Raw genomic sequence first — 19,477 nt, 5'->3', positions numbered from 1 at the left:
AGGCCATATATTTAATTATTATTTGTCACATTATTATAATGAGAAATTGATATTAAATATATGCTATAATGACTGCGGAGACAGAATGCCTTGAATAACGCATATAAAAACATATTCGTGTGGCTGTTTATCGGCGGCCTGATGATAGTGCTGTTTAACCTGCTGAGTGTTCAGAAGCCTATGCAGGAGGAGCTTATCTTCTCGGATTTCCTTGATAAATTAAAGACCGGAGCCTTAGAAGAGGTCAACATAAAGGAAAACGAGGTAACGGGCAAGCTGAAAGACGGCAAGGTATTCAGGACATTTGCCATGGAATATCCAGACCTTGTGAAGGAACTGATGGCTAAGAATGTTAAGATAACGGTGAAGCCGCCGGTGTCGAACCCGTGGTACGTGAATTTTTTCTTTTCATGGGGGCCGATAATCTTTCTTGCGCTGATATGGATATTTTTTATGCGCCAGATGCAGGTAGGTGGCAACAAGGCCATGTCGTTTGGCAAATCTAAGGCGAGACTAGTCTCCGACAAAACGAACAAGGTAACGTTCAAGGATGTGGCTGGTATAGAAGAGGCAAAGGCGGAGGTGCAGGAGATAATAGATTTCCTCAGGGACCCGCAGAAGTTTACAAGACTGGGCGGCAGAATCCCCAAAGGGGTGTTGCTCGTAGGCCCTCCCGGAACGGGTAAGACCCTGCTGGCAAGGGCTATTGCTGGCGAGGCCGATGTGCCGTTTTATTCAATATCGGGTTCGGACTTTGTGGAGATGTTTGTCGGCGTTGGTGCCTCACGCGTGAGGGACCTCTTTGACCAGGCGAAGAAAAATGCACCGTGCATCATATTTATTGATGAGATAGACGCTGTTGGAAGACACAGAGGCGCAGGTCTTGGCGGTGGACATGACGAGCGTGAACAGACCCTCAACCAACTGCTTGTGGAGATGGATGGCTTTGAAGGCAAAGAAGGCAGAATCGTCGTAGCGGCCACAAACAGGCCGGATGTCCTTGACCCTGCCCTACTTAGGCCAGGGAGGTTTGACAGGCAGGTTGTCGTATCTCAGCCCGACGTAAGGGGGCGTGAGGAGATACTAAAGGTACATACGGCGGAAGTTCCAATAGATGAGAATGTTGACTTAGCGCTCATAGCGAGGGGTACGCCGGGCTTTACCGGGGCAGATCTTTCAAACCTTGTAAACGAGGCGGCGCTTTTGGCCGCAAGGGACACCAAGGAAAAGGTCGAGATGGTGGATTTCGATATGGCCAAAGACAAGGTACTGATGGGTGTTGAGAGAAGGAGCATGATAATCAGTGACGAGGAAAAGAGAAACACCGCCTATCACGAATCCGGCCATGCCCTTGTTGCGAAGTACACGCCGGGCACTGACCCTGTGCATAAGGTCAGTATCATACCCAGGGGCCGCGCCCTCGGCATAACCCAGCAACTGCCCATTGACGACCGATATACTTACTCAAAGGAATTCCTCAAAAAGACCCTGAAAGTCCTACTGGGAGGCAGGGCTGCCGAAGAGCTGGCCCTTAACCACATGACCACGGGGGCGGGCAATGACCTTGAGCGCGCCACAGACCTTGCCAGAAAGATGGTTACTGAGTGGGGTATGTCAGACGTGATGGGACCGCTTACTTTTGGGAAAAAGGAAGAGCAGATTTTCCTCGGCAGAGAGATAGCCAGACACAAGGACTACAGCGAAAAGACCGCCATAGGCATTGACGATGAGGTCAGGAGATTAGTAATGGAGGCCTATGAAAACGCGAGGGAACTCCTCAGCGCCAACATAGATACGCTTGAGGCTATGGCCAAAATACTCCTGGAAAAAGAGACCATAGGAAATGACGAAATAGAACTGGTAATGGAACAAACAAGGCAGCTACGCCCCCAACCTTCTTGATACTACGCCTTAAAAGACATACCATAGACCTATCCGAAAAACCGTGTATCATGGGTGTGCTTAACGTTACGCCTGATTCTTTTTCAGATGGTGGGCAATTTTTTGACAAGACCAGAGCCATTGAGCACGCACTTTCGATGGCCGCTGATGGCGCTGATATAATAGACATAGGCGGGGAGTCAACCCGTCCAGGTGCTGAGGCCGTATCATATGAGGAAGAACTCAGAAGGACGATACCCGTAATAGAGGCGCTTGCCGGTAGTATCCCCGTTGCCATATCTATTGACACGTATAAGGCCGGTGTGGCAGAGAGGGCGCTACAGGCGGGGGCAGAGATAGTAAACGACATAAGCGGCCTTCGATTTGACCCTGACATGGCCGGCGTCGCGGCGTTATATGAGGCGGCGGTAGTCATAATGCACATCAAAGGCACACCAAAAGATATGCAGAAAAACCCCGTCTATGAAGCAATTTTTTCGGAAATCGAAGATTATTTCAATAGAAGTATAGAGATGGCACTGGCGGCAGGCGTAAAAAAAGACCTGATAATCCTTGACCCTGGCATAGGGTTTGGCAAGACCACGGCACATAACCTTCAGATAATAGGAAACCTTGACAGGTTTGCAACTATGGGGATGCCCATAATGGTGGGTGTATCAAAAAAGGCCTTCATAGGACAGATATTAGACGGCGCAGGGGTTGAAAACAGGGCAATGGGGACGGCGGCGATGGTGGCGGCTTCGATATTAAAGGGGGCTGATATTGTGCGGGTGCATGATGTGAGGGAAATGGCGGGGGCGGCAAAGGCGGCATTTGCCGTGCGCCGTGCGGCACTGGCCTAAGGTGAACAAAGTAGTAACCATATGCGGCCCGACCTGTGTTGGAAAGACGGGCGTCTCGATACTCTTGGCGCAGCAGCTTGGCGGTGAGATAATAAGCGCCGACTCAATGCAGGTGTACAAGGACATGGATATAGGCACGGCCAAGCCAACCATAGATCAAAGATCACTCATTCCCCACCACATGATAGACATCGCCCCGCCGACTGAGCCGTACAGCACCGGGCGGTACGTCTCTGAGGCCGCCCTGGCAATAGAAGACATCATCGCAAGGGGCAAGCGGCCAATCATTACCGGCGGCACAGGGCTTTATATCAGGGCAATGTCAAAGGGGCTTTTCACAGCGCCATCGGCGGATTGGGAACTGAGGACAAACCTCATGAACGCCGAGGCACAAACGCCCGGGTTCCTATACAACTATCTAAGCGGCCTCGACCCAAAAATTACCGAAAAGTTAAACCCCAACGACCACCGCAGAGTTGTACGCGCCATAGAGGTATGCCTCAAATGCGGCACACCCATGTCGAGACTGCAAACGGAAATGACAAGGCCGCTTCCCTATGAGTTCATAAAGATATGCCTGATGAGGCAAAGGGACGAACTCTACGCAATGATAAACGAAAGAGTTGACGCGATGTTAGCGGCTGGTCTCACAGAGGAGGCACAGGCGCTGTTCGCACTTGAGCTGGCACACACGCCTATGCAGGCAATCGGCTATAAAGAACTATTTGCGTACTTCAGGAAAGAGACAGGGTTTGATGAGGCCGTGTCAAATATAAAACAGGCAACGCGCAGATACGCCAAGAGACAGATGAGCTGGTTTAAGAACGAACCGGACATCAAATGCCTTGATATAACTGGAATATTTGGCGAAAATGAGATTTTGGATAAAATTATCCCTCATCTGCCGCATTAACAGCTTGAATTATTAAGAAAAATAATTTATAGTACATGAAAAAGGAGACTTAGACGATGGCGGCAGATAGGGGTACAACCCTGCAGGATACATATTTGAACCTTCTCAGGAAAGAAAAGACGCCAGTAGTAGTGTACCTGATAAACGGGGTGAAATTGAAGGGTGTAATCAAAGGATTCGACAACTTTGTTATAATACTGAGAGATGTCAGGGAGCAACTGATTTATAAACACTCGATCTCGTCAATACTGCCTGAAGGGGACACTGTTCACTGTGATGAGGAAATCGCAGCGTCATCAAATATGCGTGACAAAGACTTAACGATAAAGGAGACGTAAGATGATCAAATTCATGCACAAGTATGCGAAGTTTTTTTACGTGTTTTTCTTTTTGATAATCATATCCTTCATATTTTTCTACGTGGGGCCGATAGACAAGTCGTCAAAGCAGCTTGCTGTGGCAGAGGTAGGGGATAAGAAGATATACCCGGAGGAGTACTGGAGGATGTATGAAAATATGAAAAACTACTACTCCAATATGCTAAAGGAGAAGTTCACTCCAGAGATGGAAAAGCAACTAAGACTGAAAGAGGTTGTCCTTGAGGGAATAATAGAAAATCAACTACTGTTGGCTGAGGCCAACAAGCTTGGCATAAGGGTCAGCGACGAGGAGATAAATGATTCAATAACGCGTGACCCCGCTTTTATCAGAGACGGGGTGTTCAGAAAGGAGATATACCTCAGAACCCTTGATTTAAGCAGGCTTACTCCCCAGTACTTTGAGCTGAAAAAACGAGAAGACCTCGCCATACAAAAAATGAGGAGGGTAATAGAACTGGCCGCGGACACAAAATCAGCCCTGCCTAAGGAGATCGCCGCGCAGTTCAAGGGCAATGATGAGGCAGTAGAATCAATCGTGAAATCGGCACAGGAAGAGCAAAAGGCAAAGGCTGTAAGGTCATACCTGCAGGGCCTTAGAATGATAATCCCCGTGAAAGTCAGACCTGAGTTGATTGCCAGTAACAAGGAGAATGGATATGCCTCAGAACCGGTCGTTTAAACCAAGGAGGCCGATTGGCAAGCCAACCGGCGGCAACAAATCCGTTGAGGAGATAATCAGGGAGCTGAAGGCGGCGGGCCAAAATACAAACGCCAACTACCGGCAGCAGTCGCTGCAAATCCATGGTCTTATCTGCGCGAAGTGTGGCCGTGAGTTCGACGAAAAAAACAAGAACCTGCTGACAGTGCACCACAAAGACGGCAATCACAACAATAACCCGGCAGATGGTTCAAATTGGGAAAACCTGTGTGCCTATTGCCATGACGACGAACACACAAGAGGACTTCTTGGCGATTATATAGCCGGAAAATAAAGGAAAAACACATGGCTGCAAATGAATAGCCCTGAATATAACAGAGATTTTACATTGGGAAATTTGGTAGAATCGCTGTGTCGGTTTAAAGATGCTTTTTGTAATAAGGGAGGGCATATGAGAATAAGGCTTATTTTGCCGGTTTTACTGATAGTGTTATCGGTATTCTTTGCTCAGAATATGGCGGAAGCCGGCCTGTTTAGATGGATTGACAAAAACGGGCAATCTCATGTCACTGATTATCCGCCCCCCAATGAAGAAGATACAGAGGCGGTGCCGCCTGAGACGAAGGCCAGCCCTAAGCCGCGCAATACAGAGGCAGCGCCTAAAACACCGCCACCGCCGTCAGCGACGGCAGCGCCTCAGGCACCTAAAAAAACACCGCCGCCTGTTGCCGCGGCAACCCCGCCACCGCCCGCGGCCGCAGTTACGCCGCACCCTCAGAAGACTGCACAGCCTTCTGTTACCGCACCGGCACAGTCTCCTGTTGTTAAGGCAACGCCCGGGCCGGCGCAGCCTTCGGCAACCGCCGCCCCAATGCCTCCCGCGCGCCCGGTGGCAAAACGCAATGTGCCGATGCCGCAGAAGCCATCACCGGCGAGCTTTCCAATAGAACCTAAGACGTTTCTTAGGATACTCATCGGCGCATTTGTCCTGATTTTACTTGGTGCGTTGCTTTACGGCTATTTCCTGTATAAGATTGCCGTAAGGCTGGGCGTGTCTTCGCCCTGGATGGCATGGATTGCGGGTCTCCAATTATATACGATGGCACAGGCCGCCGGTAAGCCGTGGTGGTGGATATTTTTGATGTTAATACCAATAGTGAACATCGCGGTTATGGTACTTATATGGATGGCCATATGTGAGAGGCTGCAGGTAAATAAAAAGTTTGGATTTTTGTGCCTCGGCTCACCATTGATAGGATTAATTATATCGAGAGTTGTTCCTCTTTTTGTGGCGTTTTCTAAGGATAATCTATCTGCTTTGCTTGTTATCTACGGGGGTTTGTTTGTGATATTGTTGTTAACCACCGCGGCTCAGCCGGTCATCTGTTACTGGTTGGCGACGAGGACGCGAAGGTCAGATTCGTCGTCCTATGTGCCGCTTGGGTCGTCTGCGCCGGACTATGAGCATGATACAGTGCCATTGAACCAGCCGGACTACATAGCCGATGCGGGGTTTGGCGCGGCAGTGGGGTTAGCGGCGGGGGAGTTTCCCGCCGTTTCGCCAGACGCCGGATATGAACACAAACGAACCGAAGATGATGAGACTATTGGCATACAAATGTCGAATGAACACGATGAGTTTATCGTAGAACAGAGCACTGATGAGGACTCCGGCGTCACATTCGCTGTAGACCCTGGCACCGTGGACTCAGAGGCCCTCACCTTAGACCCTGACGCCGTGGATTCAGAGGCCTTTACCTTAGACCCTGAGGCCATCACATTAGACCCCGGTGCCGTGGATTCAGATGCCTTTACATTAGACGCACCCACGCCTGCAGAGGCACCCACGCCTGCGCCGCCTGACGAGGTACCTGATGAGATCACGGTTGACCATGGCAAAGGTGAGGAAATCGAGTTTTCCCTTGATGAGTTCACTCTGGAGGGTGAACCACAGGCTAACCCTTCATCGCAGCAGGAGGGGCAGATTGACCATGGCGAAGGATATAAAGACGACCTGCCTGAGATTGCACTGGATGAGGACATTGATATGAAAATACAGGACGGTATGGAAATAGAACCGGAGCCGGAGGTCACGTCTGAGTTTAATTTTCAGCTTGAATCGGATGAGTTGCCCGGTACTGGCGAAGATACTTATGAGCGGGAAGGACTTGAGCTGCCGCAAGCGGGGGATATTCAGCTTGAGACAGAGGAGTTTTCCGCGGACCGGGATGTTTATCCAGAGTTAGAGGATAGTGGCAGCGCCGTATCGTTAGAATCAGACAATTACGAAAGGGTTGAGCAGCCGTTGGCCGAAACTGACGAAGGCCAGATGCAGATAGAGTTGCCGCCCGGTTTTTCTCTTGAGATAGCCGGTGCGCCTGATGAGTTGGAAGTAGTGCGGGATACCGGGGATACCACAGAGCAAGAGTTCGACATATCTCCTGAATACTCTTTGGATATAGACCGGCCCATAGAGGACGAGGCAGGGAATTTGAAAATTGACACCAGCGACTTCAAATCCCTGGCCGCGCTGGTGGAGCTGGAAATGGGACAGGATGCACCTGATGACGCAGGTGAGGCAGACAAGGGTATCCAACCCCAAGCGCCGGAGATGCTTGAGATGCCGGAGATGCTTGAGATGGGGGAAGCCCCAGAGATAGAATCTAAGCCCAAAAAGGTGGCGAAGTCCAAAAAAGGAGCGAAGTCCAAAAAGGATGCCGCGCCCGAAGTGCCCGAACTGATAATTGAGCCAGTAGTGTCGGCAAAGCCAAAAGTGCCGACAAAGCCTGATAATGAATGGACATTAGAAGATATTTTAGTGGCCGGGCTGAAACTTGAAATGGATGAGCAAGATGGGCACGATGTGGAAGATGGCCATAAGGAGGAAAAACCATGAAAGAAGACTTCCTGAAGGCGATGCAGTTTCGCCATGCGTGTAAAGTTTTCGATGAGGGGAAAAAGATACCGGAAGAGCACCTCAGATTTATCCTTGAAGCCGGGCGGCTCAGCCCGTCGTCTTTTGGCTTAGAGCACTGGAGATTTATCGTGGTGCGCACTCAGGAGTTGAAGGAAAGGCTGAAAGAGGCGTGTTTTAATCAGGTGCAGCTTACAACGTGCAGCGACGCTGTGGCAATAGCGGCCAAAGTAGAAGACTTGAGGCCGGGGTCTGAATACGTAGAGGCGAGGTTTGCCTGCCACGCTGGCCGCCCTGATGTGCTTGCGTGGGTAAGAAAGTTTTACGCCGATTTCTACTCAGGCATAGACGTACGCCAATGGAGCATAACGCAGTGCCATATAGCGGCGGCGAACATGATGACGGCTGCCGCTTTTGTCGGTATAGATTCGTGTCCTATCGGCGGCTTATCCGCGCCAAAGGTTATGGAGGCCCTCGGCCTTGACCATGCAAAATATGACGTCGCGCTTATCGTGCCGTTTGGATACAGGCTGAACCCTCAACCTCCGAAATATCGGCTGGCGTTTGACGACATTGTGGAGTTCAGATAATTGGCAACTGTGAAGATGAAGGCCCCGAATACTAAAGACACTAAAGATACCAATAAGATCGAGGCCAAAGATGACAGGCCATTGTACACAATCAGTGTTGCGGCGGAGCTTGTCGGGACAACCGACCAGACGCTGAGGCTTTATGAAAAGCACGGGTTGATTAAGCCATTTAGGAAGAACAGGAACCGGTTCTACTCAGAAAACGATATAAAATGGCTCAATTGTATCAGGGATCTGGTGCATGACAGGAAAATCAGTATTGAGGGGGTGAAGCTCCTGCTGGACTATGCCCCATGCTGGGAGATAACCCAATGTCCGCAGCAGATACGAAAACAGTGTTCGGCCTTTGTAGATAAGACGCTACCATGCTGGGAGCTTAATAAAAGGAGATGCAACAAGGACGATGGCAAGACATGTACAGGCTGTGTTGTCTATATGGTGGCGTCAACGAATATGTTAGGGAAGAGCTGATTGCCCTGTTCAGCCGATGGGTTGACATATTGTTGCGATTAGATATAACCTAAATACAGGGACTGTGTGAGGGAGGTATAATGGCTGCTGAGGCGAAAAAGCCGGCAAAGAAGGCGTTTACGATGGGCGGGAGTGTTCCCCCGAAGGACCTTGTGGTGTTTACAAGGCAGTTTTCTACGATGATAGACGCGGGTTTGCCTCTTGTGCAGGCCCTTGACATCCTTGCAACGCAGACAGAAAACGCAACGTTTCGGGGAATCATAGCCAAGATGAAAGAGGATGTTGAAAGCGGTATGACTTTTGCTGACGCCATAAAGAAACATCCTAAGGTCTTTGATGAGCTGTATGCGAACATGGTGCAGGCCGGTGAACTTGGTGGTATCCTTGATTCGGTATTACAGAACCTCGCCGATTACATAGAGAAGGCCCTCAGGCTGAAAAAGAAGGTCAAGGGCGCTATGACCTATCCGATAGTAATCATTTCGATAGCCGTTATTTGTATCGGCGTCATAATGGTGTTTGTTGTGCCGACATTCGCAAAGATGTTTGCCCAGTTAGGCGGTACGCTGCCCGCCCCTACGAGGGTCATTATTGCACTGAGCAGTTTCATAGCAGGGTGGGGCGGTCTGATTATTGTGATATCGGTAGTGGCGTTTGTGTTTATATATAAACAAATACGAAGTACTGACAAAGGCAGATACGCCACAGACGCGATATTTTTAAAGATGCCCATATTTGGAGTGCTTATACAGAAGGTCGCGGTGGCCAAATTCACCCGCACCCTTGGGACGCTCATCAGAAGCGGGGTACCCATATTGGAGGCCCTCGAAAATACCGCCAAGACATCTGGCAACAAGGTAGTGGAGAGAACCATAAACATAGTCAGGACCTCGGTAACAGAGGGACAGACGATGGTTGAACCATTATCGAAATCGAAGGTGTTTCCGCCGATGGTAACCAGTATGGTATCTATTGGCGAGTCTACGGGCGCGCTTGACGCGATGCTGTCCAAGATAGCGGACTTTTATGACGAGGAGGTTGACCAGGCCGTTTCAAACCTTACCGCCCTGATGGAACCGCTTATGATTGTGTTTCTTGGCGGCACGGTGGGTTTTACCGTCGTAGCCATGTACCTGCCTATATTCAAGATGGTCACCTTGATTAAGTAACCTGGGTTAGGATGGAATTTACTAAGCTCAGGTCGTTGATACTCCTGAGGGTCTTTATCACATACCTGCTTCTGGCCTCGTTTTTTCTTTACGGCCAGAAGTTTGTGATATTTATATATCCGATATTGCTTTCCTACCTGGCCGCATTTATTTTCTTTCTGACCATCATATATCTGATAATTTACAAAGTCCTGCTGAAGTCATACGAAAAATCTGGCAACGCCGTAGAGAAGTCTTTTTATTTGTTCACATATTTTCAGATAATACTTGATATATTTTTAATTATCACGTTGATTCTGATGACCGGCGGTATAGATAGCTGGTTTTCTTTCCTATTGCTTGTTAACGTAATAAGCGCTGGAATTACGCTTGGAAGGCGGACGATTTTAATCGTAGCCGGCCTAAGCGGTATCTCCTACGGCGTCGTTTTAGAGATGCAATTTTACCAGATATTAACTGTTCCATACCTGAGGAGTCTGGGGCCGAAGGATTTCTTTTATAATATATTTGCCAATATAACCGCCCTTTTTATAATAGCCTACCTTAGCCGCCACCTGCTGATAAATCTTGAGCGAACGTCAAGCAGTCTTATAAAAACCGAAAGAGACTTCAGCGACCTCTATGCCTTTCACAGGGAGGTTATAGAAAACATACCCAACGGACTGCTCTACACCGACACGGGGGGCAACGTCATGCTGTTCAACCGCCCGGCTGAGGAAATAACCGGCATAAATCGTGCGGCAGCCACAGGGATGATCCTTACAGACGTGTTTGATTTCGTCAGCCTTCCTATAACGAAGGGGATATACAAGGGGACGATGGCTGCAACCAATAAAATAATCGAACTAAAACTCTCTGAGCATAGAGACAACACAGGCCAAATGCTGGGGTTTGTTATAACCTTTGAGGATCTGACAAAGATAACCGAACTTGAGCGCGAGATGAAGGAAAAGGAGAAACTTGCGGCTATTGGAGAACTCTCGGCCAATATAGCGCATGAAATAAGAAACCCGCTGGCGGCGTTGCGCGCCTCTGTGGAGATGCTCAGAGAGGGGACAGTTCCCCCGGACAAGACGGCAAGGGTTATGGAAATAGCCCTCTATGAAATGGACAGGCTTAATAAGATAATCACAGATTTTCTTGTTTATTCAAATCCAAGGCCGCCTGAATTCAGGGAAATCTCTGTTACCGCCATTGTCAGAGAGACCCTTGAGGTGCTTCGCAACTCTTTAAGCGGGGAAAACGACAGTGGTCTGCAAATAATCGCAGAGGGTATAGAGGACGATGTTATTATAAACGGTGACGAGGACAAGCTCAAGCAGGTGTTTTGGAACATGTGCCTCAACGCGGTGCAGTCTTTTGGATGTCCGGTTCCGGGGTCTGACACGCGTGTCAGGCGAATTGTTATCTCTGCTAAAGCCACGGCGGGTTATGTTAGAATAGCGTTTGAAGACAATGGCGGCGGCATAAAACCGGAGGTATTGAAAAAGATATTTTATCCATTTTTTACGACCAAAAAGGGAGGCTCCGGGCTGGGCCTTGCCATAGTATACAGGATTATACAGGAGCATATGGGCAGGATAAGCGTAAGCAGCATCTATGAAGAGGGTACGACCTTCAAGATTGTGTTGCCAATCGGGCCAATTGAGCCAATTGGGCCAAACGTGGAGGACATTTAAATGAATCAGGCCAAGATTCTCGTAGTAGAAGACGAAAAAAGCATGAACGACATATTAAAACTCCTGCTGGAGGGCGAGGGATACGATGTAGTGAGCGCCTATGACGGCGGAGAGGGTCTTGAAATCCTGAAAAAAGACATCTTCGATATCGTAATAACAGACATAAGGATGCCGATTGGAAGCGGTTATGAGATATTAAAGGGGGTCAGAGAGCTTTCCCCTGAGACGATGGTGTTGATGATAACCGCCTTCGGCACGACAGAGGATGCCATAGAGGCGATGAAATTAGGCGCGTATGATTATATAAACAAGCCATTTAAGATAGACGAAATAAGATTAATAGTCAAAAATGCCCTTGAGAGGCGTCTGTTGAGTAGGGAGGTTAAGAATCTTCGCTCTCAGGTGGTGTTCACGTTTGAAAAAGTAGCAGGGAAGAGCAAGGCAATTCGAGACCTTCTGTTGAGCCTGCCCAAGGTGGCGGAGAGCAATGCCAATGTGCTGATAACCGGCGAAAGCGGCTGTGGCAAGGAGCTTATCGCAAGGGCGGTACACAACCTCAGCAAGAGGGCTGTCAGGGATTTTATCCCCATAAACTGCGCCGCCCTTCCGGAGGGACTTCTGGAGAGCGAGCTTTTTGGTTATATGAGGGGTTCGTTCACAGGGGCGAATTCAAACAAAACAGGGCTGTTTGAGGCAGCCGACGGCGGCGCCATATTCCTTGATGAGATCGGCGATATGCCGCAAAACCTGCAGGCCAAGATTCTCAGGGTGATTGAGGACGGCTCATTCAGGCGCATAGGAGGCACGAAAGACATAACCGTTGATGTAAGGATAATCTCCGCAACGAATAAGGTTTTAAAAGACGAGGCGGCGGCGGGCAGATTCAGGGCTGACTTGTTTTACAGATTAAACGTCATACCCATACACCTGCCTCCACTGCGGGAAAGAAAAGAGGACATCCCCGTGTTGGTTGACTATTATTTAGATAAAAACAATGCCTCGCATGTGAAATTCACGCAAGGGGCAATAGATGTCCTTATGAAATACTCGTGGCCGGGCAATGTAAGAGAGCTTGAAAACACGCTTGACCGGATGCTCACATTCACTGACAAATCAGTGGTTACGGAGGATGAGCTGCCAGAGGATATTCGCTGCCGGACGGCGGATACCACCGCACACCCGCCGACGTGTGCTGAATTTTCAGACGCGGGCGTATCGCTTGACGACATATTAATGGAGACCGAAAAGAAATATCTGCTTATGGCGCTTGACAAGGCCGGAGGCAGTAAGACCGACGCGGCAGGGCTGCTCAATATCTCGTTCAGGCAGTTCAGACACAGGCTAAAGAAGTACGGCATAAATTGATTTGGCCGGAGAATTGAAGCCGCCAACGGGCGGCAGGTGGAAATAAATAGATAAAACATGGCGAAATTTACGGGGTGAAGGGGGATTATCCCCCTTCGTCGTTAATCCTCTTACTGATTAAGGGATTCGAGGGGGGCTTTGACGGCGTATTGCGTTACACAGCGCGCTGTGATACAATACCTGATATATTCATTACTACAAGGGGGACAGTTTGGAGATAAAAATTGTTGACAATATTGCTGAGACCGATATAAAGGCAGATGTCCTGATTTTACCGTTTACGGAAGACTATAAGGGTGCCGTGTATTCAAAACTTGATGAGCAGACCGGCAGCCTGATAAAACGCGTATTTGAAACCAAGGAATTCACCGGCAAGCACGCGGAGTTGACGCTCATACACACTACAACCGGCAGGGTCGTCCTCGTCGGACTTGGCAAGGCAGCGGACATAACATCTGAAAAACTGAGAAGGGCGGGCGGCAAGGTATTTTTTTCAAAATATCTCAAGGCGGCTAATGTCTCCTCTGCTGCCCTTTCTACGGCGGTTCTCAGGGAACTGGGACAATTAAAGGGCGCGAAATATGCCCCGGCCTTCTATTTTGTAGAGGGGGTGCTCTTGAGCCGCTATGAGTTCAAACGCTATAAAAAGCCTGAAAAGGAACAGCGCGCTGATATCAAAACCCTGACGGTTCTGGGTAGTGGAGCGTTTGGCAACTCGGACGGGTCAATTAAATGGCTTGACACCGTGGTCCCCGCGTCAAGCTTTGCCCGCGATTTAGTAAATACTCCCTCATCTGATATGACACCGGCTATTCTGGCCGAAACGGCGAAGTCTCTCGCCGGTAAGCGCGTAAAGGTAAAGGTGCTGGATGCAGAGGCCGCGAAAAAAGAGGGCATGTGGTCGTACCTGTCTGTGGCGAAGGGGTCGGAGGAGCCGCCTAAGTTCATAGTCATAGAGTACAAGGGTGGTAAGGGTGCCCCGGTTGCCATAATCGGCAAGTCCATCACATTTGACAGCGGCGGCATCTCCCTGAAACCGGCCGATGGGATGGAAAAGATGAAATACGACATGGCGGGCGGGGCGGCGGCACTTGGGATAGTAAAGGCGGTGTCGGCGCTGGCGCTTCCCATAAATCTGATTGCCGTGCTGCCGACTACTGAGAACATGCCGGGCGGCAACGCCACGCGCCCCGGCGATGTGGTCACCGCCATTACGGGTAAGACGATAGAGATACTCAATACTGACGCCGAGGGACGCCTTGTCCTTGCCGACGCGATAGGCTACGCAATCAAACACTATAAACCTGCCGTCATAATAGACATGGCCACGCTGACCGGGGCGTGTTCTATTGCCCTTGGCAACGAGGCCATAGCCATGATGGGAAATAACGAGGCCCTCATGGACAATCTAAAAAAGGCCTCCGCAGAGACATACGAACGCGTATGGCAGATGCCCCTTTACGAGGAATATAAGGATTATCTCAAAAGCGACATCGCCGATATAAAAAACATAGGCGGGCGTACGGGCGGGCTTGTAACGGCGGCGTATTTTCTGAGTGAATTTGTAGACGATACCCCGTGGGTACATCTGGATATAGCCTCTACCGCGAATGCCGACAAAGATAAACCATACATATGCAAGGGGGCAACCGGCATAGGGGTCAGACTGATAATGAGTTACCTTTTAAACTATGATTAGGACTACGTACAAAAAAATAAACGCGTATACGACGAAAGACGGCTCTGATATAAGGGAACTTATGCACCCGCAGGTTCACGGAAACGAAAAACAGAGCCTCGCCGAGGCAATAGTGAAAATTAACGGGCAGACCAGCCTCCACAAACACGAGTTAACGGAGGAGATATATCATTTTACGGTTGGCCGGGGGCTTATGAGCTACGGCGATGAGGTGTTTGAGGTATCAGCGGGTGACACAGTGTGCATAGAGCCGGGCACGCCGCACAAGCTGAAAAACACAGGCACGGTACCGTTAAAGCTACTCTGCTGCTGCGTGCCGCCCTACAGCCACGAAGACACGGTAATGTTATGATATCCCGCCGTCTGCGCGGAAATTAATGGAGGTGTGCTGATATGGAGGGAACAAAGGCGGTTGAGTTTCAGTTGACGGGGATAGACGAAAATGGTCTGGAAAGGGATTTTACATTGAGCGATTTATTAAAAGGGGGCAAAAATCGCCTCGTCTTATATTTCTATCCGCGGGATAACACGCCGGGCTGTACGCAGGAGGCCTGCGACTTCAGGGACAACTTAAACAGACTACTTCCGTATGCCCACGTTGTGGGTGTGAGCGCTGACTCAGTGGAAAGCCATAAAAAATTCAAGGACAGGCACGCCCTGAATTTCCCGCTCCTCAGCGACCCGCAACACAAGGCAATGGAGGCCTACGGCGCATGGGGGCAGAAGATATCCTACGGGAAGCAAACAACAGGGGTAATCCGCTCCACATTCATAATTGACAGTGACGGCACGATAATAAAACACTACAAGGCGGTCAAGGCCAAGGGACACGTGGAAAAAATTCTGGAATACCTGACTGCTGATTGACGTGATAGTTGTTGCCGAGGTTAAACTTCCCGCAACGCTTGGCCACCTGAGGGAATTTATAGAAGTTGCCGCCTCAGGTGCCACCTCGCAAGGTTTCTCTGCTGACAGGGTGGGAGAAATTGAGTTAGCAATGGAAGAGGTATTTGTCAATATCGCGCGCTATGCCTATGAAGGGCAGCCCGGCACCGTTGAAATGGTTATTAAGGCGGATGAGGCGGGGAATCTGCATATAGAGTTGATAGACGAGGGTGTGCCCTTTGATTCGACAACCGTCCCCGAACCGGATTTAGAGGCCAGTATAGACGATAGGGATGTAGGCGGCCTCGGTATATTTTTCATTAAACAACTGATGGACGAGATTAACTACAGCCGACAGGACGGTAAAAATATCCTGAAATTTACCGCGCTTAAAAACCGCCCGGAGTGACATAGTATGCCCGAAGATATAAATAGTATGTCTAAAGACGATACTACAAAAAGAACGAACTGCCCGTACTGCGGTATTGTCTTCGATTCATCAGATGACTTATTTACGCATGTCTTTACCGCGCACTCATGTTGAGGAGATCAGCGGCTGCCGTGAGCAGTCCGGAGCCTACCGGGCGATGCCGATGATTTAAGGCATTGTCAGCAATGTCGTTAATCGAACATAACTCTCGCCCTGGTAGCTGCGGAGAAAAAAATACCCCTCAGCTTCACCCGTATTTTTGCCAACGTTTTGTCTATTTCGTTTGGGCTGCCGCCGTTGGCGGCGTCGTAAACTAAACGGCCTCTACGGCCTTCACCCCGGGCAGGTCGGCCTTTAGTTTTGCCTCAATACCGCCTTTCAGAGTCATCATAGACATTGGGCAAGATCCACATGCCCCCACCAGTTTGACCTTAACTATCCCGTCGCTTGTTACGTCAACCAACTCCACATTGCCGCCGTCTCTTTGCAGGGCCGGCCTTATCTGATTCAACGAATTTTCAACTTGCGCTCTTTCCAACATTAGTTATCCTCCTTGCAGGTTTTCTGTAATTATATATTATAATATAAAGGTGCGGGGAATAGCCAATTTTGCGGATATTATAAGCGAGGCTAAGGAAATCCAGAATTCACTGGCGGCAAAGGTAGAGATTGTAGCCCTCCACAGAGCAATAAAACTCGTGGCAGGCGTGGATGCCTCCTTTTACGGCGATAGTGTGACAGGCAGCGCGTGTCTGTTCACATATCCTGCCCTCAATAAAATCGGCGAGGTTTCAATAACGCAAAAGACTTCTTTCCCCTATATACCCGGGTTTTTATCCTTCAGAGAGGCCCCCACGCTTATTGAGGCAATCAGGGGGCTAAGACACAGACCAGATGCGATAATTGTAGATGGACAGGGAATAGCCCATCCAAGGCGAATAGGGCTTGCCTCTCACATAGGCATACTATTAAACACGGTAAGCATAGGGGCTGCAAAGTCAAGATTTATTGGCACTTATGAAGAGCCGGGCAGGGAAAAAGGCAGCCGGAGTTATTTGTTTGACGCTGGCGAGTGTGTCGGAGCCGTCTTGCGAAGCCGCACGGCAGTAAAACCATTGTTTATTTCCCCCGGGCATCTTATTGACATTGATGGGGCGGTTGATGTGATATTAAGCTGCCTCAGCCGTTACAGGCTGCCGGAGCCGACACGCTGCGCCCACAACACCGCCGCAAGAGCCAGGTCTATCCTAAAGCGGCCATCAGTGCCGCTTTCTGAATGACTCATAGAGAAACACCGCCGCCGCCGCTGCCGCGTTCAGGCTGCCTGTCATGCCACACATCGGAATCGTGGCGGTTATGTCTGCCATGTTAATAATGTCAGGGGACGCGCCCACGGCCTCTTCACCAAAGACTACGGCAAAGGGCGAGGCCATGTCTATGTCTCTGATGTCCGTGCCGCCCTCCGGCACGGTTACTATGAGGCGTATGCCCCTGTCCTTAAGCCACGACGCCAGCTCCCGCTTTGCCCCCGCATACACCACGGCGACATTAAAAATCCCCCCTGCCGAGGCCCTGATGGCCTTTGGGGCGTAGGGATTGGATGTGTTTGGCAGGATAACAACCGTGTCAGTGGCAAACGCCTCCGCCGTGCGTATAATGGCACCAAGATTGCCGGGGTCCTTAATCCCGTCGCATATGACGATTTGAGGGTTGGCTGCCGCATCAATGTCCGCGAAGGTGAAGTTCCTTCTTGCCCCTATGCCGGCGATACCTTGCGGGGTTTGCGTATCAGAGAGTTTTTCCATTACCTTTGGGGATACCTCCTCAGGGGTTAAGCCAAGTTTATCTAATCTTTCTAAGACGGGGGTATTTGCTTCTTTGACGGCGAATTCATAGGTGAAGAAAACACTTTGAATCGCAACTCCGGCATCAAGGGCGGTGGTAAAGAGCCGCGTACCTTCGATAAAAAAGGCGTCGTTTCTGTATCTGCCGTGATTGTTTTTAACGGCAACGGCATCTTTTATTTTTTCATTAGATAAAGAGGCTATCATTTTCTAATATAGACACAACCGCGCGTCCTAGTTTACAATAAACAATGCTTAAGGTAATTGTCAAAGACTCAACGTATGATTACGCCGTACTGAGGAAAGATATATTTGATATGATGGCGGCCATTGAGGAGACCTCCTCTGTCAGGATTAGTGCCGGGCAGCGGGTTCTAATCAAACCCAATATTCTTTTATCGGCACATCCCGACAAGGCGGTGACGACCCATCCCCTGATTATTAAGGCGGCGGTGGAGTATGTCCTGGAAAAAGGCGCGCTGCCTCAGGTCTCAGACAGCCACGCGACATTTACAAAGTTCCCTAAGTTAATCGAAGACTGCGGTATTGCGGAGGCGCTGAAGGGCCTTCCCGTGGAGATTAAAGAGTTCACGGTATCAAAAGAAGTGTTCTCAGGCCGCGATGGAGAGGAATTCACGTCGGCGGCGCGGTATAATGCCCTTGAGCTATCAGAAGACGCCCTCGCCGCTGACGTAATAATAAATCTACCAAAACTCAAGACCCATACGCAGATGGGCCTCACGCTGGCGGTTAAAAACCTCTTTGGATGTGTCGTAGGAAAGAGAAAACCTCAGTGGCATCTCAATCTTGGAGAAAACAAGGAGTTATTTGCCGGCCTTTTAGTGGAGATATACAGTGTGCTGAGGCCTGAAATCAACATTATTGACGGGATACTCGGCATGGAAGGCGATGGTCCGGGCACATCCGGCATAGTCAGACAAATGGGGGTTATCATGGGTAGTTCAAACGCCGTGGCCCTTGACATGGCCGTCTGCCGAATGTTGGGCGTCAGCGAGATGTCTCTGCCCACCAATAAGGCGGCAAGCGACAGGGGGCTTGCCGGAGAGTTCACGATAGATGGGGAAATGAAACATATAGAGAATTTTATCGTTCCAACTCTCACAGCCATAGTCTTTGGTCCGCCTTTTGCGAGGAAACTACTCAGAAATAACCTGACGTCCCATCCCCTGAACATCGAAGGGGCGTGTAAACTCTGTAACGAATGCGTAAAAATATGTCCTGCAAAGGCGATAGCCAACGACACAAAAAGGCTGAATTTCGACTACGATAAATGTATCAGATGTTACTGCTGTTTAGAGGTCTGCCCGCACAAGGCAATCAAGGTACATCAGCCGCTGGCGCTTCAGTCCATCAGGAAAATCGCTAAGTTGTTTAATTCCAGATAGCCGTTGCCGACGATGAGCTGTGGTGGTGCCTCAGTTTAAAGCATTTGACAGGAGTATTTTATAATGATAACTCCTGTCCTGATAGTAATAAACCTTAAATATTGCAAAAACTCGCCAACTTCATATGGGAAGAGGTGTTTGTACTGGTGAAAACTCAGGTAAAAAGAGGAAATCCCTGAAACCTTTTGTTGCTGTGACATGTTGCTGTAACAGCCTTCAGGGCAAACGCATTAGAAAAAAGCAGGCAAAAGAGAAGGCATAGTAATTGCTTGGAGGTAAGCGTCAGGAAAACCCCATCTTTACAGGGGAAGTAGCAGGTGTCATAATGGG

General features: G+C 49.5%; 21 protein-coding genes. 19 read left to right on the top strand and 2 right to left on the bottom strand.

The features are described from left to right. Nucleotides 1-90: 90 nt before the first annotated feature. From ftsH to AB7D94_RS05580, 17 genes are all read left to right on the top strand, one after another. Nucleotides 91-1,902, top strand: a complete 1,812-nt coding sequence (ftsH, locus tag AB7D94_RS05660) for an ATP-dependent zinc metalloprotease FtsH (protein WP_420264761.1) — start codon at nucleotides 91-93, stop codon at nucleotides 1,900-1,902. A 50-nt stretch (nucleotides 1,903-1,952) separates the two neighbouring features. Then, nucleotides 1,953-2,744, top strand: a complete 792-nt coding sequence (gene folP / locus AB7D94_RS05655) for a dihydropteroate synthase (RefSeq protein WP_420264760.1) — start codon at nucleotides 1,953-1,955, stop codon at nucleotides 2,742-2,744. Nucleotide 2,745: 1 nt separating this feature from the next. Beyond that, a complete protein-coding gene (miaA, locus tag AB7D94_RS05650; protein WP_420264759.1) occupies nucleotides 2,746-3,657 on the top strand; it encodes a tRNA (adenosine(37)-N6)-dimethylallyltransferase MiaA in 912 nt (303 codons plus the stop codon). A gap of 56 nt (nucleotides 3,658-3,713) precedes the next feature. Beyond that, nucleotides 3,714-3,995, top strand: a complete 282-nt coding sequence (gene hfq, locus AB7D94_RS05645) for an RNA chaperone Hfq (RefSeq protein ID WP_420264758.1) — start codon at nucleotides 3,714-3,716, stop codon at nucleotides 3,993-3,995. Between the two features lies 1 nt (nucleotide 3,996). Then, nucleotides 3,997-4,716, top strand: coding sequence for a SurA N-terminal domain-containing protein (locus AB7D94_RS05640; RefSeq protein ID WP_420264757.1), 720 nt, complete (start codon nucleotides 3,997-3,999; stop codon nucleotides 4,714-4,716). After that, nucleotides 4,694-5,029: a YajD family HNH nuclease gene (locus tag AB7D94_RS05635; RefSeq protein ID WP_420264756.1), complete on the top strand. Its 336-nt coding sequence runs from the start codon at nucleotides 4,694-4,696 to the stop codon at nucleotides 5,027-5,029. Before AB7D94_RS05640 ends, AB7D94_RS05635 begins: the two co-directional genes overlap by 23 nt. Before the next feature lie 117 nt (nucleotides 5,030-5,146). Beyond that, complete coding sequence (locus tag AB7D94_RS05630; RefSeq protein ID WP_420264755.1) at nucleotides 5,147-7,591, top strand: DUF5684 domain-containing protein; 2,445 nt, start codon at nucleotides 5,147-5,149, stop codon at nucleotides 7,589-7,591. Next, nucleotides 7,588-8,199, top strand: a complete 612-nt coding sequence (locus AB7D94_RS05625; protein WP_420264754.1) for an NAD(P)H-dependent oxidoreductase — start codon at nucleotides 7,588-7,590, stop codon at nucleotides 8,197-8,199. Before AB7D94_RS05630 ends, AB7D94_RS05625 begins: the two co-directional genes overlap by 4 nt. A gap of 9 nt (nucleotides 8,200-8,208) precedes the next feature. Further along, a complete protein-coding gene (locus tag AB7D94_RS05620; RefSeq protein WP_420264770.1) occupies nucleotides 8,209-8,670 on the top strand; it encodes a MerR family transcriptional regulator in 462 nt (153 codons plus the stop codon). A gap of 80 nt (nucleotides 8,671-8,750) precedes the next feature. Continuing rightward, a complete protein-coding gene (locus tag AB7D94_RS05615; protein WP_420264753.1) occupies nucleotides 8,751-9,839 on the top strand; it encodes a type II secretion system F family protein in 1,089 nt (362 codons plus the stop codon). An 11-nt stretch (nucleotides 9,840-9,850) separates the two neighbouring features. Next, nucleotides 9,851-11,518, top strand: a complete 1,668-nt coding sequence (locus AB7D94_RS05610) for an ATP-binding protein (RefSeq protein WP_420264752.1) — start codon at nucleotides 9,851-9,853, stop codon at nucleotides 11,516-11,518. Continuing rightward, nucleotides 11,519-12,883 (top strand): sigma-54-dependent transcriptional regulator, encoded by a 1,365-nt coding sequence (locus tag AB7D94_RS05605; RefSeq protein ID WP_420264751.1) that lies wholly within the window; start codon nucleotides 11,519-11,521, stop codon nucleotides 12,881-12,883. Nucleotides 12,884-13,094: 211 nt separating this feature from the next. Then, on the top strand, nucleotides 13,095-14,582 hold the full coding sequence (locus tag AB7D94_RS05600; protein WP_420264750.1) for a leucyl aminopeptidase: 1,488 nt from the start codon (nucleotides 13,095-13,097) through the stop codon (nucleotides 14,580-14,582). Then, a complete protein-coding gene (locus AB7D94_RS05595; RefSeq protein ID WP_420264749.1) occupies nucleotides 14,575-14,934 on the top strand; it encodes a cupin domain-containing protein in 360 nt (119 codons plus the stop codon). The genes AB7D94_RS05600 and AB7D94_RS05595 overlap by 8 nt, the downstream gene beginning before the upstream one ends. 41 nt (nucleotides 14,935-14,975) lie before the next feature. Beyond that, nucleotides 14,976-15,449: a peroxiredoxin gene (locus tag AB7D94_RS05590; RefSeq protein ID WP_420264748.1), complete on the top strand. Its 474-nt coding sequence runs from the start codon at nucleotides 14,976-14,978 to the stop codon at nucleotides 15,447-15,449. Between the two features lies 1 nt (nucleotide 15,450). After that, the gene (locus AB7D94_RS05585) at nucleotides 15,451-15,876 is read left to right on the top strand and encodes an ATP-binding protein (RefSeq protein ID WP_420264747.1); all 426 of its coding nucleotides are present in this window, start codon (nucleotides 15,451-15,453) and stop codon (nucleotides 15,874-15,876) included. 6 nt (nucleotides 15,877-15,882) lie between these two features. Then, nucleotides 15,883-16,011: a hypothetical protein gene (locus AB7D94_RS05580; protein ID WP_420264746.1), complete on the top strand. Its 129-nt coding sequence runs from the start codon at nucleotides 15,883-15,885 to the stop codon at nucleotides 16,009-16,011. Nucleotides 16,012-16,210: 199 nt separating this feature from the next. Here AB7D94_RS05580 and AB7D94_RS05575 read toward each other — a convergent pair whose 3' ends face one another. Further along, complete coding sequence (locus AB7D94_RS05575; protein WP_420264745.1) at nucleotides 16,211-16,438, bottom strand: NifU family protein; 228 nt, start codon at nucleotides 16,436-16,438, stop codon at nucleotides 16,211-16,213. Between the two features lie 49 nt (nucleotides 16,439-16,487). Between AB7D94_RS05575 and nfi the strand changes: the two genes are divergently transcribed. Beyond that, nucleotides 16,488-17,177: a deoxyribonuclease V gene (gene nfi / locus AB7D94_RS05570; RefSeq protein WP_420264744.1), complete on the top strand. Its 690-nt coding sequence runs from the start codon at nucleotides 16,488-16,490 to the stop codon at nucleotides 17,175-17,177. Here nfi and AB7D94_RS05565 read toward each other — a convergent pair. Continuing rightward, the gene (locus AB7D94_RS05565) at nucleotides 17,157-17,948 is read right to left on the bottom strand and encodes a TrmH family RNA methyltransferase (RefSeq protein WP_420264743.1); all 792 of its coding nucleotides are present in this window, start codon (nucleotides 17,946-17,948) and stop codon (nucleotides 17,157-17,159) included. The two genes, nfi and AB7D94_RS05565, sit on opposite strands and share 21 nt — an antisense overlap. A gap of 44 nt (nucleotides 17,949-17,992) precedes the next feature. Between AB7D94_RS05565 and AB7D94_RS05560 the strand changes: the two genes are divergently transcribed. Continuing rightward, nucleotides 17,993-19,147 carry a DUF362 domain-containing protein gene (locus AB7D94_RS05560; RefSeq protein ID WP_420264742.1) on the top strand — a complete coding sequence of 385 codons (1,155 nt, stop codon included), beginning with the start codon at nucleotides 17,993-17,995 and terminating at the stop codon, nucleotides 19,145-19,147. Nucleotides 19,148-19,477: the final 330 nt, after the last annotated feature.

Origin of the sequence: Candidatus Magnetominusculus dajiuhuensis (genome assembly GCF_046044395.1) — a bacterium.
Lineage (GTDB): Bacteria > Nitrospirota > Thermodesulfovibrionia > Thermodesulfovibrionales > Magnetobacteriaceae > Magnetominusculus > Magnetominusculus dajiuhuensis.
This window is presented reverse-complemented; position numbering and strand designations above follow the sequence as displayed.

What these genes read in the sequence shown, in the direction of transcription:
- folP (WP_420264760.1), top strand. Translation starts at nt 1,953, where the DNA reads ATGGGTGTGCTTAACGTTACGCCTGATTCTTTTTCAGATGGTGGGCAA.
- hfq (WP_420264758.1), top strand. Translation starts at nt 3,714, where the DNA reads ATGGCGGCAGATAGGGGTACAACCCTGCAGGATACATATTTGAACCTT.
- AB7D94_RS05640 (WP_420264757.1), top strand. Translation starts at nt 3,997, where the DNA reads ATGATCAAATTCATGCACAAGTATGCGAAGTTTTTTTACGTGTTTTTC.
- AB7D94_RS05635 (WP_420264756.1), top strand. Translation starts at nt 4,694, where the DNA reads ATGCCTCAGAACCGGTCGTTTAAACCAAGGAGGCCGATTGGCAAGCCA.
- AB7D94_RS05630 (WP_420264755.1), top strand. Translation starts at nt 5,147, where the DNA reads ATGAGAATAAGGCTTATTTTGCCGGTTTTACTGATAGTGTTATCGGTA.
- AB7D94_RS05625 (WP_420264754.1), top strand. Translation starts at nt 7,588, where the DNA reads ATGAAAGAAGACTTCCTGAAGGCGATGCAGTTTCGCCATGCGTGTAAA.
- AB7D94_RS05615 (WP_420264753.1), top strand. Translation starts at nt 8,751, where the DNA reads ATGGCTGCTGAGGCGAAAAAGCCGGCAAAGAAGGCGTTTACGATGGGC.
- AB7D94_RS05610 (WP_420264752.1), top strand. Translation starts at nt 9,851, where the DNA reads ATGGAATTTACTAAGCTCAGGTCGTTGATACTCCTGAGGGTCTTTATC.
- AB7D94_RS05605 (WP_420264751.1), top strand. Translation starts at nt 11,519, where the DNA reads ATGAATCAGGCCAAGATTCTCGTAGTAGAAGACGAAAAAAGCATGAAC.
- AB7D94_RS05595 (WP_420264749.1), top strand. Translation starts at nt 14,575, where the DNA reads ATGATTAGGACTACGTACAAAAAAATAAACGCGTATACGACGAAAGAC.
- AB7D94_RS05590 (WP_420264748.1), top strand. Translation starts at nt 14,976, where the DNA reads ATGGAGGGAACAAAGGCGGTTGAGTTTCAGTTGACGGGGATAGACGAA.
- AB7D94_RS05580 (WP_420264746.1), top strand. Translation starts at nt 15,883, where the DNA reads ATGCCCGAAGATATAAATAGTATGTCTAAAGACGATACTACAAAAAGA.
- AB7D94_RS05575 (WP_420264745.1), bottom strand. Translation starts at nt 16,438, where the DNA reads ATGTTGGAAAGAGCGCAAGTTGAAAATTCGTTGAATCAGATAAGGCCG.
- AB7D94_RS05565 (WP_420264743.1), bottom strand. Translation starts at nt 17,948, where the DNA reads ATGATAGCCTCTTTATCTAATGAAAAAATAAAAGATGCCGTTGCCGTT.
- AB7D94_RS05560 (WP_420264742.1), top strand. Translation starts at nt 17,993, where the DNA reads ATGCTTAAGGTAATTGTCAAAGACTCAACGTATGATTACGCCGTACTG.